The 15,431-nt window shown below is 63.4% G+C and carries 15 protein-coding genes and 1 pseudogene; 5 read left to right on the forward strand and 11 right to left on the reverse strand.

Annotation, left to right across the window (positions count from 1 at the left end):
- Positions 1–10: 10 nt before the first annotated feature.
- On the reverse strand, positions 11–724 hold the full coding sequence (locus AC1RBA_RS11620; protein WP_492418295.1) for a fimbrial biogenesis chaperone: 714 nt from the start codon (positions 722–724) through the stop codon (positions 11–13).
- Positions 725–751: 27 nt separating this feature from the next.
- On the reverse strand, positions 752–1,282 hold the full coding sequence (locus AC1RBA_RS11625; protein WP_492418296.1) for a Csu type fimbrial protein: 531 nt from the start codon (positions 1,280–1,282) through the stop codon (positions 752–754).
- Positions 1,283–1,630: 348 nt separating this feature from the next.
- Here AC1RBA_RS11625 and AC1RBA_RS11630 point away from each other — a divergent pair, with 348 nt between their 5' ends.
- Positions 1,631–2,437, forward strand: a complete 807-nt coding sequence (locus tag AC1RBA_RS11630; RefSeq protein ID WP_070292380.1) for a response regulator transcription factor — start codon at positions 1,631–1,633, stop codon at positions 2,435–2,437.
- 23 nt (positions 2,438–2,460) lie between these two features.
- On the opposite strand, the gene AC1RBA_RS11635 is transcribed toward AC1RBA_RS11630, so the two are convergent.
- The 3 genes and pseudogenes from AC1RBA_RS11635 to AC1RBA_RS11645 form a co-directional block, all read right to left on the reverse strand.
- Positions 2,461–5,028 (reverse strand): TonB-dependent receptor, encoded by a 2,568-nt coding sequence (locus AC1RBA_RS11635; protein ID WP_492418298.1) that lies wholly within the window; start codon positions 5,026–5,028, stop codon positions 2,461–2,463.
- Between the two features lie 331 nt (positions 5,029–5,359).
- Positions 5,360–5,950 (reverse strand): nicotinamide riboside transporter PnuC, encoded by a 591-nt coding sequence (gene pnuC / locus AC1RBA_RS11640; protein WP_083287966.1) that lies wholly within the window; start codon positions 5,948–5,950, stop codon positions 5,360–5,362.
- A gap of 77 nt (positions 5,951–6,027) precedes the next feature.
- Positions 6,028–6,117, reverse strand: a pseudogene (locus tag AC1RBA_RS11645) (PEP-CTERM sorting domain-containing protein); the annotation flags it as partial.
- A 919-nt stretch (positions 6,118–7,036) separates the two neighbouring features.
- Between AC1RBA_RS11645 and AC1RBA_RS11650 the strand changes: the two are divergent.
- On the forward strand, positions 7,037–7,792 hold the full coding sequence (locus AC1RBA_RS11650; protein ID WP_227742092.1) for a substrate-binding periplasmic protein: 756 nt from the start codon (positions 7,037–7,039) through the stop codon (positions 7,790–7,792).
- A 5-nt stretch (positions 7,793–7,797) separates the two neighbouring features.
- Here AC1RBA_RS11650 and AC1RBA_RS11655 read toward each other — a convergent pair whose 3' ends face one another.
- Positions 7,798–8,499, reverse strand: coding sequence for an isochorismatase family protein (locus AC1RBA_RS11655; protein ID WP_217494254.1), 702 nt, complete (start codon positions 8,497–8,499; stop codon positions 7,798–7,800).
- Positions 8,500–8,564: 65 nt separating this feature from the next.
- On the reverse strand, positions 8,565–9,431 hold the full coding sequence (locus tag AC1RBA_RS11660) for a pirin family protein (protein ID WP_492418301.1): 867 nt from the start codon (positions 9,429–9,431) through the stop codon (positions 8,565–8,567).
- Between the two features lie 117 nt (positions 9,432–9,548).
- Between AC1RBA_RS11660 and AC1RBA_RS11665 the strand changes: the two genes are divergently transcribed.
- A complete protein-coding gene (locus tag AC1RBA_RS11665) occupies positions 9,549–10,454 on the forward strand; it encodes a LysR family transcriptional regulator (protein ID WP_492418303.1) in 906 nt (301 codons plus the stop codon).
- Between the two features lie 46 nt (positions 10,455–10,500).
- Entirely contained in the window at positions 10,501–11,304 is an 804-nt protein-coding gene (locus tag AC1RBA_RS11670) for a metallophosphoesterase (protein ID WP_492418305.1), read from the forward strand.
- A 9-nt stretch (positions 11,305–11,313) separates the two neighbouring features.
- Here the strand turns inward: AC1RBA_RS11670 and AC1RBA_RS11675 are convergent, their stop codons facing one another.
- From AC1RBA_RS11675 to bla, 3 genes are all read right to left on the reverse strand, one after another.
- Positions 11,314–11,487 carry a hypothetical protein gene (locus tag AC1RBA_RS11675; RefSeq protein ID WP_227742091.1) on the reverse strand — a complete coding sequence of 58 codons (174 nt, stop codon included), beginning with the start codon at positions 11,485–11,487 and terminating at the stop codon, positions 11,314–11,316.
- A gap of 11 nt (positions 11,488–11,498) precedes the next feature.
- Positions 11,499–12,707, reverse strand: a complete 1,209-nt coding sequence (locus AC1RBA_RS11680; RefSeq protein ID WP_492418307.1) for an RtcB family protein — start codon at positions 12,705–12,707, stop codon at positions 11,499–11,501.
- Positions 12,708–12,996: 289 nt separating this feature from the next.
- A complete protein-coding gene (gene bla / locus AC1RBA_RS11685) occupies positions 12,997–13,941 on the reverse strand; it encodes a subclass B3 metallo-beta-lactamase (RefSeq protein ID WP_492418309.1) in 945 nt (314 codons plus the stop codon).
- A 138-nt stretch (positions 13,942–14,079) separates the two neighbouring features.
- On the opposite strand from bla, the gene AC1RBA_RS11690 reads away from it, so the two are divergent.
- Positions 14,080–14,883, forward strand: coding sequence for a metallophosphoesterase family protein (locus tag AC1RBA_RS11690; RefSeq protein WP_492418311.1), 804 nt, complete (start codon positions 14,080–14,082; stop codon positions 14,881–14,883).
- Here AC1RBA_RS11690 and AC1RBA_RS11695 read toward each other — a convergent pair.
- Positions 14,880–15,407 carry a dihydrofolate reductase family protein gene (locus tag AC1RBA_RS11695; protein ID WP_492418313.1) on the reverse strand — a complete coding sequence of 176 codons (528 nt, stop codon included), beginning with the start codon at positions 15,405–15,407 and terminating at the stop codon, positions 14,880–14,882. The two genes, AC1RBA_RS11690 and AC1RBA_RS11695, sit on opposite strands and share 4 nt — an antisense overlap.
- Positions 15,408–15,431 lie beyond the last annotated feature (24 nt).

Here is a 15,431-nt window from a genome sequence, read left to right on the forward strand (position 1 = left end):
GCGGCCATGTTCAGGGTGTCGAATTCTTGGCAATGAGCGCCTTCGCATTCACATTGACCGCAATACTCAACGGCCCATCCAGTTCGGCCTCCCTGGCGACGGGCAGGCGCCATACGCGCATGCGTTCGGCCAGGACATAACCAAACAGCCCCTTGCTGACGGCAAACTCCTTGCCCGCCTGGTTCGTCAACGTCATCGCCCCGATCTGCGCATGGACATTGCCGCTGTTCTTGATACGCAACATCCACTCACCCCGCTCGCGGAAGACTTGCCAGTCGAGCACTTCCTTGCCCGGCGCAGCGGCCGGCAGCACGAAAACGGGCACAGAATAGCGCAGCCGGATATCGACGCCGCTGCGACCCGCATCATCCTCGCGGCTGATTTCATCGATGAGCACGCGATACGTCTTTTCCTGCGCGACAGGGCCAGCCTGGGCACGCACGAGGCGGATGGTCTGCCGGCTGTTGGCGGCGATTTCGACGATCGGCGGACTGGCCACCAGCTCCTGCGTCGGCGCCAGCACTTCTTCGCCATCGCGCTGGTCCCAGGCGAACACCCGCACCTGCCCGTAGATGGCTTGGTCGCCGAGATTTTGCAAGTTGATACCCGCGGCATTCTGAGCGGCGCGCAAATTGAGCGTCACCGGCGAAATCTGCAAATTGGCGCCGTTCGCGCCGGCGCAGCAGCAGGCCAGCAGCGCCAGTACGCTTTTCAGCAGCGACATCGAACCGGCGTTCACGCAGCGCCTGGCTTAAAAGTACACGGTGGCCGTGATGGTCGACTTGTAGGTATCAGGCGCCGGCGTCGCCTGCGGCGGAATGTTGCCGTACACCGTGAGCGGCTGCGACGCGCCGTTGCCGGTGCCGCCGACGGTATTCGTGCCCTGCGTATCGCCCCACAAGGTGCTGCCGGCCGTCTGGAACAGGTTGAATTGCACCGTCCCCAGGTTGCCGCCCGTGCCGCTCAGATAGCGCGTGGTGCCGCTTGAGCCCGTGCCCGTACCCGCCGTCAAGCCCACGTTGTACGGCGTGGTATTGGTGCAGGTGACATTCACGGTCGTATTGACGTTCACGGCAGTAGCCAGTACGCCCTGACTTTGGCCAAAGTCGAGATTGGCAGCCGCAATGGTGCAGTTGGCGATGATTTTCAGGGTCACGTCAAAGGTCGTGGTATTGCTGCCGTTCAGATACACGGCGGCATCGGCGTAGCCAGGCAGGAGGGCCGTCACGGCAAGGACGACACTGGCGGCAGCGGTGAAGCGGGGTGAAATAACTCGCAACATGATACCTCCTGATGACGGAACATCATTAATGCGCCCATCGGCATGAAGGGCTCGAGGATAGTCACGGTATTGCCGGCGTTTTCTGGGGCACGCAAACCAGGACGACAACATACTTGCGCCGAGAATCAGAAAGCGAGGGACTCCGGCATTGTTTGCAGCATTGGCAAAACAGATTTTTTGGCAATCGACATTGCTTAAAATCAATGCATGAGTGAATTATTGGCGATATAGGAAATCCGCGCTTCTTCTCGCGGAGAAACATCTTTTGAAATACGAGAAAAGCAGAAAAAAAAGAAAAAGCGAGGCATAATAAGCCACAACTTGCTATTTGGTTAAGTCATCCATTCCATGCCATTGACCAGCGAAACCATCAGAAAAAACATCTTGATCGTGGACGATTCCGCGTTCGAGCAGCGCATGCTGATGGAGCTGCTCAGCGAGCAGCCCTACCGCTTCAGCATTGCCTTCAATGGCTACCAGGGCTACCAGCTGGCATTGGCCACGCATCCCGACCTGATCCTGCTCGACGTGCGCATGCCCGAGATGGATGGCTACACGGCGTGCCGTTTGCTCAAGGCCAATCCCGACACGGAACAGATTCCCGTGATCTTTCTCAGCGGTGCCGACGCCGCCAAGGAGCGCGTCATGGGCTTGCAGGTGGGCGGCGTCGATTACATTGCAAAGCCGTTCCTGCCGGAAGAACTGGCCGCGCGTATCCATATCCACCTGGGATTGATGCGTAAAAGCAACAGCACATTACCCGCGGCGACCCCGGTCGGCGACCGGCAGCAACATCCGGACCTCGTGTTCGTCAATGCCGTCAAACAACTCATCCTCGACAACCTGGGCAGCCTGCCCAACCTGTCCGAAATCGCCCGCAGCGTGGGCACCTACCGCGAAAAGCTGACCCTGATGTTCCGCGAGCAGACGGGCATGACAGTCTTCGCCTTCATCCGCGAAGCGCGCATCGCGCGCGGCGTGGAACTGCTGCAGCAGACGGAAATCGACGTGCAGGATGTCGCCCTCCTGATCGGCTTTCACAACGCGGGCAACTTCGCCACGGCCTTCCGCGAACGCATGGGCGTCACACCCAGCGCCTACCGCCAGCGCCTGCATGAACAGGCGGGGCAGCGGCAGGTGTCGAACGGGCACTGAGGGGCACGCATGCCCCCCGCACCCTAGAACTTATAGTTCAGCTTGAGCGACGCGAAGCGCCCGCGCGGATCGGCTTGCGTATAGTCGAAGCCCGAGGCCGAGTAATCCCACGGCGCGCGCTTGTTGGCCAGGTTTTGCACGATGAAGGTGACGTTCGCCGCCGGCGTGACTTGCCAGCTGGTGGTCACGTCGAACGTGCTGAAGGCGGCCACCGATTCATCGAGATGCGTATTTTGCGCATAGCTGCCCACGTAATTCCAGGTCAGCGTGGACGACCATTTGCCCTGCTCCCAGGTGGCCGAGGTGACGCCGCGCCATTTCGGGATGGAGCCGAAATAATTGGTGCCGGCGCCATCGGTGAGCGGCGCGCCGTCCGACAGCGGTTCGGCAAAGCGCAGCACGCGGCTCAGCTGGCCGGCCAGGGTCAGCTTGCCCCAGTCCTTGTCGACGAAGCGCTGGCGCAGGTCCAGGTCGATGCCGGACACTTCGCGCTGGCCCTGGTTGCGGTACTGGCGGTACAGGGTCGTGATGCGGCCATCGGCGTCGCGCGTAATCTTCTGCGGCGCCGCTGCTTCGTTGGCGAGCGTGGTGGTGGCGCTTTCCGTGCCGATCACGCCATCCTGCCTGATGCGGTAGTAATCGAGGCCGATGCTCGAACTGCTGGTGGGCGAGACCACCACGCCCAGGTTCAGGTTATTCGACCGCTCCGGACGCAGCGCCGTATTGGCGATGGTAATGGCCGTCACGCCGCGCGTCTGCGTGGGCGTGACGGGGTCCTTCGGATCGAGCACGCTGACATAGCTGACGGCCGTGCTTTGCGTAATTTCCGGCAGCGACGGCGCGCGGAAGCCGCGCGACACGGTGCCGCGCACCAGCAGCCACGGCGCCGCCTGGTAGCGCGCGCTGGCCTTCGGCGAAAACGCATTGCCGAAATCGCTGTAATGGTCGGCGCGGCCCGCCAGATTGACGGACAGGTCTTTCACCACCGGGACGTTCAATTCGGCAAACAGGGCCGACACGCTGCGCGAGCCGTTGATGATGTTGATCGCCGGGCGCAGCTCGGTGCCGGACAATACCGCCGTCGAGGTTTGCGAATCCATCTTTTCGCGGCGCCACTGCGCGCCGGCGGCAAAGCCCAGCGGACCGGCCGGCAACTGCCACAGGTCTTTCGCGGCCGAGAAATCGACGGTGTCGAGGGTCGACTCGGCCGGGCGCAGGGTCGACAGACGCAGGCGGTTGCGCACCGTTTCGCTGTTTTGTGCCTGATCAAAGAAGTTATAGCTGCCGTCGGCCAGCACCTGCTGGAATGCGTAGCGGTTGACGAAGTTCTGCACGGTTTCCTCCAGCTTGCTGCTGGAGTGGCCTACGGCCGCATCCCAGTCCCAGCCCGCCAAAGTGCCCTTGACGCCCGCCAGCGCGCGGTAGAACGTGACCTTGTCCTGTTTCAGGCGCGGCCCCAGGTCGAACAGGGTGGCCGTGAACGGCAGGGGCGTGGCGCCCGGATTGTTCGGATGGCCCACGGGCAGCACGACGGGAATCGTGTCGAGCGCCTGGGTAGCGTTGTTCCACACGCGCGTGGCGTTGTTCACCGTCAATGGCGCGCTGAAGGTCTGGTCGGCGCGCGAGTAACTGTGCAGCAGGTCGACATACGCTTCCGTATCCGCATTCAGCTTCAGGGTGCCGCGCGCGGCCGTGTGCACGCGCTGGATGCCGGGAATCAGGGTTTTATATGGCGACGGGTTATACGCCAGCACTTGTCCCGTCTTGCCGGGTGTGATGTCGCCATAATTAACCAGCTGCAATGGTCCGCGCACGCCGCCCAGGGTCTTCGTCGGGTCCGTGCCCGCATAGTTGGTGATGGCCCAGCCCAGGCTGCCCCGCTGCTGGTTGCGGAAGTCCGCATCACGCATCCACGCCACATCGCTTTGCTGCAGCTTGTCGCGCTGCTGCGCATCGACCGAGAAGACCAGGCTGTAGCCATCTTCCTCGAGCTTGCCGAAACCCGTCTGCAGCGCCGCGCTCTTTTCATGCTGGCCCGTGCCTTCGGTCGAGCCGCCCCACTGCGCCGTGATGTCCGTGCCCGTGAACTCCTTGTACAGGATAATATTGACCACGCCGGCCACGGCATCGGAACCGTAGACGGACGAGGCGCCATCCTTGAGCACCTCGATGCGCTGCACGGCCGCCATCGGCAGGCTGTTCAGGTCGACAAAGGTTTCCTGCAGGTTTTGCGCCGTCGCATAACTGGCCACGCGCTTGCCATTGACCAGGATCAAGGTATTTTTCTGGCCGATGCCGCGCAACGACAGGCCCGAGGTGCCGGCCGAGAAACTGCCCGTGTATTGTTCGTTGTAGCTGTTGCCGCTGTTGGCGGAGATGGCCCGCAGCACATCCGACACGCTGGTCTTGCCGCTGGCTTTCAATTCCTTGGCCGTGATGACCTGCACGGCGCTGGCACCCTCTTTTTCGCTGACGCGGATATTCGATCCGGTCACGTTGACGCGCAACATGTCGTCCTCGGCATGGGCGATGGTGGAGACGGCGGGAAAGGCGGCGGCGATGGCAAGACTGATGGCGAGTGGTTTGAACATGGTTTCCTCTTATTGGGATTGCAGCCTTTTTCCGATAAAAAGGCCGAGCAGGGGCACGCGGACCGGGTAGGCCAGCGGGCAAACGACAACGAAACGGATGGGAATGACTTAGGGGATGCGTGGCCGGGCACGCACCGGCATCCACTGCGCCATGCATTGCATGGTCAGCTGGTGCCGGACGGCATAAAAACAGGGAGAAGGACTAATGCGCAACATAAAAGACACCGGTAAGCGGGGAAAGGCCACTATATCCCGGCGTCTTTATGGCGTGAACGAATTAAAAATTGATTGTATATACGATTTGAATCTAAGGACTTGGTATTTGGCAATATCAGGCGTCGGCCATCGCCTGCGGCGCGGCCGCCGCGCGGCGCGCCTGCACGCTCCACCAGTACCAGGAAATGACGGCATTGACCCAGTAGGCCGCATACAGAACGGCCGTCAGGTGCAGACCGCGGCTGTAGTAGAGCGGCACGGCCACAGTGTTGACCAGCAGCCAGAAGGCCCAGGTTTCGATGCGCCGGCTCATCAGCAAAAATTGCGCGATGATGCTGAACACCAGCACGGCCGAATCGATGAAGGGCGCGTAGGCATTCGTGAAGCGGTGCAGCAGCATGCCGTAGATCGCCACGGAGGCGATACCGGCCGGCACCACCCAGGCCAGAATGCGCCGGCCCGTGCGCGTGATCGGCAAGGGCTTGCCGCCGGCGCCGCGCCGCCATTGCAGCCAGCCGATGACGCAGGTGACGATGAAAAACAGCTGCAGCATCACGTCGGCGTACAGGTTGACCTGGAAAAACAGTACGGCGAACAGCACGCAGCCGACCATGCCGATCCACCAGGAATGGATATTATTGCGTCCAGCCAGGATGATGGAGGCAGTCATCAAAACATTGGCGGCGATCTCGAGCGGGGGAGTCAAGCGGATTTCCTTTGCGGGGCAGTGGTGGCACCGCGCCACTATAGCCGATTTGCTCCCCCGCATCACGCGATGCAGTATCAGCCTGCCCGACGACGACGCACGATGCCACATAAAGCCAGGCCGGCCAGCAACATCGCGTACGTGGACGGTTCCGGTACGGCCGAGAGCGGGGCATAGGTGAGCGTCAGAACGGGATTGAGAATGCCCAGCTTGGCAGTCGATGGTGTCATCCAGGAATAGTAGCCGTCATCTCCCTCTCCCGGAAACCATTGTCCGCCACCTGGCGTCCCCGAAACCCAAGCATAGACCTCAAGCCAAATCTTAAACGTTTGCGGCAGCTGCTGCGTACTATTTTTCAGGGAAAACGGCACAGTGCCATTAAGATCTGTGAAAGTTAATACTTTTTGCGAATTATTGGCCAGGTCGGTGTCTTCGGCGTAGGTACCAAAATATGCCTGCGAATTGTTTGTCGCGGTGCCCCCCCAATACGAATAAGGCCAACTGTCGGGGTAATCAGGTGCCGGTATCAATTCGCCGCTGATCACGCCGCTATACTCAACGCTGATCACGCGATAGCCATCGCGCGCGCTGACATCGAAAAAATCGAGTGTCCCATTGCCAGCCGACCAAGGATTCGTATCCGTTAACGAATAGTTGAGTCCGGCGATATTTGTCAGGTCGAACTTGGCGACATTGTTGCTATCGGAGATCAACCTGAGGCCCTCGCCCCAAGTATCCTTAATCGTAAAACCTTGCGTTCCTATCGTGGTACCAGCAAATGCACTGGATGAGAGGGAAAAAGCCAGAACGGCAGCCAGAGCGGACAATTGATGTGCCATAGATTCCTCAAAGTGGCAGTTGCCAAAATTAGCAACTAAACAATTAAACCACTGTTTTTTAATATTATCAAATAGATATTTTAAAAGAGAAAATGCTGTCACCGGCCGATGCATCTTGCGCAGAGCCCTTGTGTCGGGTCCCTTTAAGTCCTCCGTATAGGGAAAAGTGGATGCCATGCTTGACTTCCCTGGCCATTCTGGCAAATTGAATATCAAGTTGAAACTCTATGGAAGCACCCGTATGCGCATGCGCCATCTCCTGTTTGCGGCAGTGCTCGGCGTATCGGCCCTGCCCGCCCAGGCCTGCCGCATGACAATGGCGCTCGAGCAATGGCCGCCGTACCTGTATCGCGACGCCCAAGGCAGCTATACGGGTCTGGACCTGGAATTGCTGCAGGCCATCTTCAAGGAAGCGCACTGCACCCTGGTCACCTTGCCGGAACTGCCCACGGCGCGGCGCCAGCTGCTGTTCCAGACAGGCGGACTGGACCTGATGCTGGCCGCGTCCGAAACGCCGGAACGCCAGTCCTACGCCCGCTTCTCCATCTCGTACCGCGATGAAGCCGTCGGCGTCTTCGGCAAGGCCGGCACGCCCGCCGCGCAGCGCCATGTCGGCAGCTTCGGCCAGCTGGCGCGCGGCAAGGCCACCCTGCTCGCGCCCAAGGTGGGCTGGTATGGCGCGCAGTACGCCGCGGCCCGTCCGGCGCTGGAAAAAGACGGCCGCCTGAATACCTTCGGCAGCTTCCGGCAAGGCATCCTCATGCTCGACGCGGGCCGCGCCGACCTGTTGCTGGGCGACGTGCTGGCCGTGCGCCACGAAGCGCGCCTGCAGGGCGTCGCCTTGACCGCCCTGCCCTTCCTCGCCCTGCGCGCGCCCGTGCACCTGATGCTCAATGCGCGCAGCACCAGCACGGCCGATCTGGCGCGCCTGAACGCCGCCATCACGCGCCTGGAGCAGCGCGGCGTGCTGGCGGCGATACGCGCCCGCTACGACGCGCCGTAAGGCGATCAGCCCTTGCTGGCCGCCTCGAGGATTTCCAGCTTGGTCTCGCGGCCATTCTTTTGCACGCCCTGCGCCTTGTCGTAGCTCTCGATCAGCGCGCGGTACGGCGGCACGATGTGGTCCGTCATGATGGCGGCGAAATCCATCGCATCGGCGCGGTTCCAGGTACTCATCACTTCAGCCAGCACGGCATACGTGTCGATCGGCACGGCGCCCGCCTGCGTGACGCGCGCCATGGTGATGTCGGTGGCCATCTTCGACCAGTTGCCCGAGGCATCGATGATGGCAAACACCTTGTAGCCGGCCGCCAGCGCGCTGATGGTGGGGAAGGCCATGCATACGCTGGTGAGCGTGCCGGCGATCAGCAGGGTCTTGCGGCCCGTCTTTTCGATGGCCTCGACCCAGGCCGGGTTGTCCCAGGCGTTGATCTGCCCCGTGCGCGGGATGTAGACGGCGTCCGGGTTGAAATGGTGGATCTCCGGGATCAAGGGGCCGTTCGGGCCGTCGGGCACGGAAGCGGTGGTAAAGGTCGGCATATTGGCCAGGCGCGACAGCTTGGCCAGCGCCGTGACGTGGCCGCGCAGCACGTGCTGCTCGATGTCGCGCACCAGCTGGAACAAGCCGCTCTGGTGGTCGATCAGCAGCATGACGGCGTCGTCGGGATCGATCATCGGTGGCAAACCTTGGAAGTTGGCGGGGGTGCTCATGGTGGTCTCCTGAAAAACCATGCCGCGGGATGCGGCATGGGTACTGCACAAATTAATGACACAAACTATGTCGCGATGCGGGCGAAGCGGCCGCTGTTGAAATCCTCAAACGCCTGCGCGATTTCCGCTTCGCTGTTCATGACGAAGGGGCCATGGCCGACGATGGGCTCGTCGATCGGCTCGCCGCTCAGCAGCAGCACCACGGCGTCGCTGTTCGCCTCGACGGTGATGCTGTCGCCGTCGCGCCCGAACAGCGCCATCTGCGCTTCGCGCACCACGCTCTCGCCATTGACCAGCACCGTGCCATGCAAAACGATCAGCGCCGTGCTCCAGCCGGCGTGCACCGGCAGCTCCGTCAGCTTGCCCTGGGCCAGGCGCACATCCCACACCTGCATCGGCGAGAACGTGCTGGCAGGGCCATGCCGGCCGTCGAAGTCGCCGGCGATCACGCGCACGGAACCGGCGCCGTCGGGCAGCGCCACCGCGGGAATCGTGTCGCTGGTGATGGCCTGGTAGCCGGGCGCCGTCATCTTGTTTTTCGCCGGCAGGTTCACCCACAGCTGCACCATTTCCAGCGTGCCGCCCGACCGCGTGAAGGCAGGCGAGTGAAACTCTTCATGCAGGATGCCGGCGCCGGCCGTCATCCATTGCACGTCGCCGGGGCCGATCACGCCGCCCTGGCCCGTCGAATCGCGGTGCGCCACTTCGCCCTTGTAGACGATGGTCACCGTCTCGAAACCGCGGTGCGGGTGCGAGCCGACGCCGGGCGGACGCGTGCCGGGCGCGAATTCGGCGGGGCCGGCATAGTCGAGCAGCAGGAAGGGGCTCAGTTGCTTGCCATGGCCGCTGTACGAAAACATCGAGCGCACGGGAAAACCGTCGCCGACCCAGTGCTGGCGCGGTGCGCTGTAGATACCTGTGACTGTGTTCATCTCGATCTCCTGTTGGTTTGCATTACGATGGAAACAGAATACGCTTGCAACGATGAAGCCGGTAGACGGTAAAATAGGCCATCAGCGTTCCAAAAATAGAACGATCAAGGAGGCGACATGCAGGACCTGAATGACTTGTATTACTTTGTGCAGGTGGTCGACCATGGCGGCTTCGCCCCGGCCGGGCGCGCGCTGGGCATGCCGAAGTCCAAATTGAGCCGGCGCATCGCGCTGCTCGAAGAGCGCCTGGGCGCGCGCCTGCTGCAGCGCACGACGCGGCATTTTTCCGTCACCGATGTGGGGCAGACGTTTTACGAGCATTGCAAGGCGATGCTGGTGGAAGCGGAGGCGGCGCAGGAAGCGATCGAACTGACGCGGGCCGCGCCGCGCGGCACGGTGCGCCTGTCCTGCCCCATCGCCCTGCTGCATGCGCTGGTGGGCCCCATGCTGGCCGGTTTCATGCGCGACCATCCGCAAGTGACCCTGCTGCTCGAAGCGAGCAACCGCCGCGTCGACCTGGTGGCCGAGGGCATCGACGTGGCCATCCGCGTGCGCCCGCCGCCGCTGCCCGACAGCGACCTGGTGCTGCGCGTGCTGGCCGAACGCAGCCAGTGCATGGTGGGCAGCCCGCTGCTGTTCGGCGACGCGCCGCTGCCGACAGCCCCGGCCGACCTGGCGGACTGGCCCAGCCTGGCCCTGGGCATGCCGCAGCAGCACTACCAGTGGGATTTATATGGCCCCGATGGCGCGCGCGCCCAGCTGCGCCACGTGCCGCGCTTCGTCACGGGCGACATGCTGACCCTGCGCGACGCGGCCGTGGCCGGCGTGGGCGTGGTGCAGCTGCCGACCATGATGATCACCGAACAGGTGGCCAACGGCAGCCTGCTGCCGCTGATGGGACAATGGCGGCCGCAGCGCGAAATCATCCACGCCGTCTTCCCGTCGCGGCGCGGCCTGCTGCCGGCCGTGCGCGCGCTGATCGACTACCTGGCGCACAGCTTCGCCGCGCTGGAGGAGGAGTGACGGTTTTCAGGTACGATGGCGTACTCCCGAATCGCCTGGATACCGCATGCGTTTATTGATTCTGTCGGACCTGCACCATGAGCTATGGCGCGACGAAGCGCCGCAGGGCAACCTCGCGCTCAGCCGTCCCGACGCCGTGATCCTGGCCGGCGACATCGACACGGGCGCGCGCGCCGTCGCCTGGGCCGCCACCGCGTTTGCGGGCCTGCCCGTGCTGTACGTGCATGGCAACCACGAAGGCTATGGCAACCACCTCGACAAGGTGCGCCAGGAGCTGCGCGCGGCCTGCACCGCCACGCCGAACGTGCATTTTCTCGACGCCGATACCCACGTCTTCACCGACCCGGCAGGCAGCAAGGTGCGCTTCCTGGGCGCCACCCTGTGGACGGATTTCCGCCTGCTGGGCGACGACACGCGGCAAGCGGCCATGCGCGACGCGGAAGCCGTCATGAACGACTACAAGCGCATCCGCCTGGCCAACATGGGCTTTCGCAAGCTGCGCGCGGCCGACACGGCGATGTTCCACGCGCAGCAAAAAGCCTGGCTGGCGCGCGAACTGGCGCAGCCCTTCGACGGCCGCACGGTGGTCATCAGCCACATGGCGCCGTCGCTGCGCTCGGTCGACGACGCCTACGGCAGCGAGGGCTGCTCGCCTGCCTATGCCTCGCGCCTGGACGATCTGGCCGCGCAGGCGGACCTGTGGGTGCATGGCCATATTCACGTCTCGCGCGATTACCGCATCGGCCCGTGCCGCGTCGTAGCCAACCCCTGCGGCTACAAGACGCGCAGCGGCACGCCGCAAAATCCCCAGTTCAACCCGAACTTCATCGTCGAACTGCCGTTGCGTTAATCCAGCGCGCTACTCCTCGGGCTTCAGGCGTCCCGCCAGCAGTTGCTGCAGCCGGTGCTTGCCGGCCCGGCGCGCCGCGCGCGGCGACGCTTCCGACTGATGCGCGCCGGCGCCGCCGCGCAGTTTGGCGGCCGCCACCAGCGGGTTGCGCGGCTTGGGCGGGATTTTCACTTTGATCTTCATGGCCACTCCTTTCAGCCCTTGATGCAGACGACCTGGCGCAAGGTATGCACCACTTCCACCAGGTCGCTCTGATGCGCCATGACGGCGTCGATATTTTTATAGGCGGCGGGGATCTCGTCGATCACGCCGCCATCCTTGCGGCACTCGATGCCGGCCGTCTGCTCGGCCAGGTCGAAGCGGTTGAAGCGGCGCTTCGCCTCGCTGCGGCTCATGCTGCGCCCCGCCCCGTGCGAGCAGGAACAGAACGATTCCGGCTTGCCCTTGCCGCGCACAATGAAGCTGCGCGCGCCCATGCTGCCGGGGATGATGCCCAGCTCGCCCTGCCGCGCCGAAATGGCGCCCTTGCGCGTCACATATAAATCCTCATTGCCATGCGTTTCGCGCGCGATGTAGTTGTGGTGGCAGTTGATGGCTTCCCCGTCGAGCCGGAACGGCGGAGCAAACTTCGCCAGCACGTCGAGCACGCGGCGCATCATTTCGCTGCGGTTGAGCAGCGCGTAATCCTGCGCCCAATCCACCGCTTCCACATAGTCGTCAAATACCGTGGAGCCCTCGCTCAGGTAAGCCAGGTCCGCGTCCGGCAGCTGCAGCTGGTGGCGCCGCATGTCCTTCTGCGCGGCGGAGATAAAGTAACGGCCGATCACGTTGCCGATGCCGCGCGAACCCGAATGCAGCATGATCCACACCCGCTGCTCCTCGTCGAGGCAGATTTCAATGAAGTGATTGCCGCCCCCCAGGGTGCCGGCCTGGCAAATCCACGTGCGCTCGAACTGGCGCAGCATCTTGGCGATGCCCCGGTGGCGCTCAACGATGTGCGCCAGGCGGTCGCCGAGCGGCCGCACGGCGCGCGCCTGGCGCGAGCCTTGCACGCGGCTCCATTCATGTTGTGCGAAGCCGATGGGCACTTCGGCTTCGATGGCGCTGCGCAGGCGCGCCAGGTTATCGGGCAGGTCGCTGGCCGTCAGGGTCGTGCGCACGGCGTTCATGCCGCAGCCGATATCGACGCCAACGGCGGCCGGGATGATGGCAGCGCGCGTGGGAATCACGCTGCCGACGGTGGCGCCGATGCCGGCATGCACGTCTGGCATGGCCGCCACATGCGGATGGACGATGGGCAGGCAGGCAATATTGTGCAGCTGGCGCAGCGCCTGCGCGTCGATATCGTCGGTAAAGATATGCACGGGCACATGGGCGCCGTGCAGTGTCTGATGAATGGGCATAACGTCTTCCTTGGTATTGTCGTTATGCCGGGGTCGTCTAAAAGAAAAAAACCCCGGCGAGTTTCCTCACCGGGGTTTTGCAGGACACCGGCTCGGGATCGGCAATGTGCCGATGGCCCCGAGCGTCATGCACGGGGCTAGTGGTAGTACAACTTGCTGCCAGCCTGCTCGAACATGGGTTTCCTTTCTTTTGTCTGGTTAATCTGAACTGCGCTGAACTGCGGACGATGATTCTGCACCTTATGCTGCAGTGCGTCAACCGCTTTTCATGGCGAAGACGCCAACGTTGTTATTTTGTCGCAGCCGCTTTTTCCTTCGCGATGCGGGCATCGAGCTTGACTTCATTTTTGGCCGCGTAATTGCGGCACGCCTGCGCATCGATGAAAGGATTCGGCGTGACGCCTTCGAGCAATTGCGTCAGTTTCAGGTCGCCGCCCGAGTGGTCCGGGTGGGCCGAGATCAAAATGTCGCACGGCAGTTTGGCAAAGTCCTGCATGACGCGGCGGAAGGCCGGCGTCAGGTCCCCATGGCGTTCATCGCCCAGGTAGTGAAAATCGTCGGCCGCCACCGGCGTGAGGCTGGCGCCGAACACCACGTTCAGGCATTCCTGACGCTCGGCATCCTCGCACGAGACCCAGGTCCAGCTGGTGCTGCCCGGCGTATGGCCAGGCGTGTAGCGCGCCGTGATGGTCACGTCGCCCAGTTGCAGGGTTTCGCCATCGGCGATTTCGCGCACGTTTTCCACGGCCGGCATGGGGTCGATTTCGCCCGCTTGCGGATCCGTGGCGAGTACCGAACCCGCGCGCAGCGCCTGCGCACCGAGCGGGCTGGCGACCACCTGCGCGCCGCTGTCGCGGGCCAGGGCGGCGATGCCGCCCGAATGGTCGAAATGCGCTTCCGTATTCAGGATGAACTTGATGTCTTCCAGGCGAAAGCCCAACTCGAGGATATGTTCCTTGATGGCGGCCACCGATTGCGGCAGCGCGCCATCGATCAGGATCAAGCCTTCGCGCGTGTCGATCAGCACCACGCTCAAGCCGCCCACGCCCACGTAATATGTGTCGCCGTGGATGCGCGCCGGCTGCTGCGGGCGGTTCCACTGCGCCGCATAGGGCGAGGCGATCGGCTGCGTCAGGGGGTCGATGGCGGGCGTGGCGGCATGCGCGGAAAATGGCAGCGCCAGGGCGGCCAGCGCGATGCCGAGCAGGGACTTGGGAAGGAAAAAAGGCGGCATGCGGCTCCAGGAAAATAGGCGGTATGAATCAATACCACAGGGTAACGTCGCTCCCCCGTGCGGTCAAGCAGACGGACGCAGCGACTTGCGCTACGATAGAGGCCCATAGACTGCCGCGCGCCTAGTCGCCTTATTGCCATGCGTTTGCTGATCCTGTCCGACCTGCACCTGGAAGTCTGGGGTGAAGACACGCCCGCCATCGACCTTGCTGCCAGCCGCCCCGACGCGGTGATCCTGGCCGGCGACATCGACACGGGCAGCAACGCCATCGCCTGGGCCGCGCGCACCTTCGGCGCCCTGCCCGTGCTGTACGTGCATGGCAATCACGAGGGGTATGGCCACCAGCTCGAACAGATGCAGGACGCCGTGCGCGACGCCTGCGCCAGCGCCAATGCGCACGGCGCCAACATCCGCCTGCTCGACGGCGACGCCGTGGAACTCGGCGGCGTACGCTTCCTCGGCGTCACGCTGTGGACGGATTTTTTACTCTTCGGCGCGGAGCGCCGTGAAGAAGCGCTCAACGCGGCGCAAGCCTACATGCCCGACTACAAGCGCATCAGCACGGGCGGCGGCACGCCGCGCCTGCTATGCGCCAGCGACACGGCGCAGCTGCACGCGCAGCACCGCTCCTGGCTGGAACGGCAGTTGGCGCAACCGTTCGATGGCAAGACGGTCGTCATCACGCACATGGCGCCGTCGATGCTGTCGGTGGAAGAGCAATACGCGACGAACCTGGGTTCGCCCGCCTTCGCCTCGCAGCTGGACGAGCTGGTAGCCCAGGCCGACCTGTGGGTGCATGGCCACATGCACGCCTCGCTCGACTACCGCGTGCAAGGCTGCCGCGTCGTCTGCAACCCCTGCGGCTACAAGCGGCCCGATGGCACGCCGGAAAACGATCGCTACGATTCCGGCTTTATCGTCGACCTCGCCGGCACGGTTTAATTTTTCAGATAGCGCAGCTGCGCCACGCCGCTGGGCAGCTGGCGCGTGTGGTCCAGGCGCCAGTGGCTGCGCGGCAAGCAATCCTCGAACAGGCGCACGCCCTTGCCCAGCACCACGGGCAGCACGGACAAGGTCAGGCTGTCGACGACGCCCTCGCGCAAGCCGGCGCGGATGACGGCGCCGCCGTCGAGATACACGTGGCGGCAGCCGTCTTCGGCCAGCCCCTCCAGTACTTCACGCACACTGCCCTCGCGGCGCTGCTCGCCATGGCGCGGCGCGAAGTCGCGGTGGCTCAATACCACCACGCGCTTGCCCGCATACGGCCACGGCTCGAATCCCAGCACGGCGTCATACGTGGTGCGGCCGATCAGCAAGGTATCGACCTGCTCCATCAAGGCCGTGTAGCCGGTGGCGTCGGGCGAGTCGGGCGCCAGCTCGGCCAGCCAGGACAGGTCGCCGTTTTCTCCGGCGATGCAGCCGTCGATGCTGATGCCGAGAAATACGCTGACAACAGGCTTTTTCATGGATGTTCCTTCAATTAATTCTAC

The sequence above is a fragment of the Janthinobacterium sp. GW823-FHT03B06 genome (genome assembly GCF_058796955.1).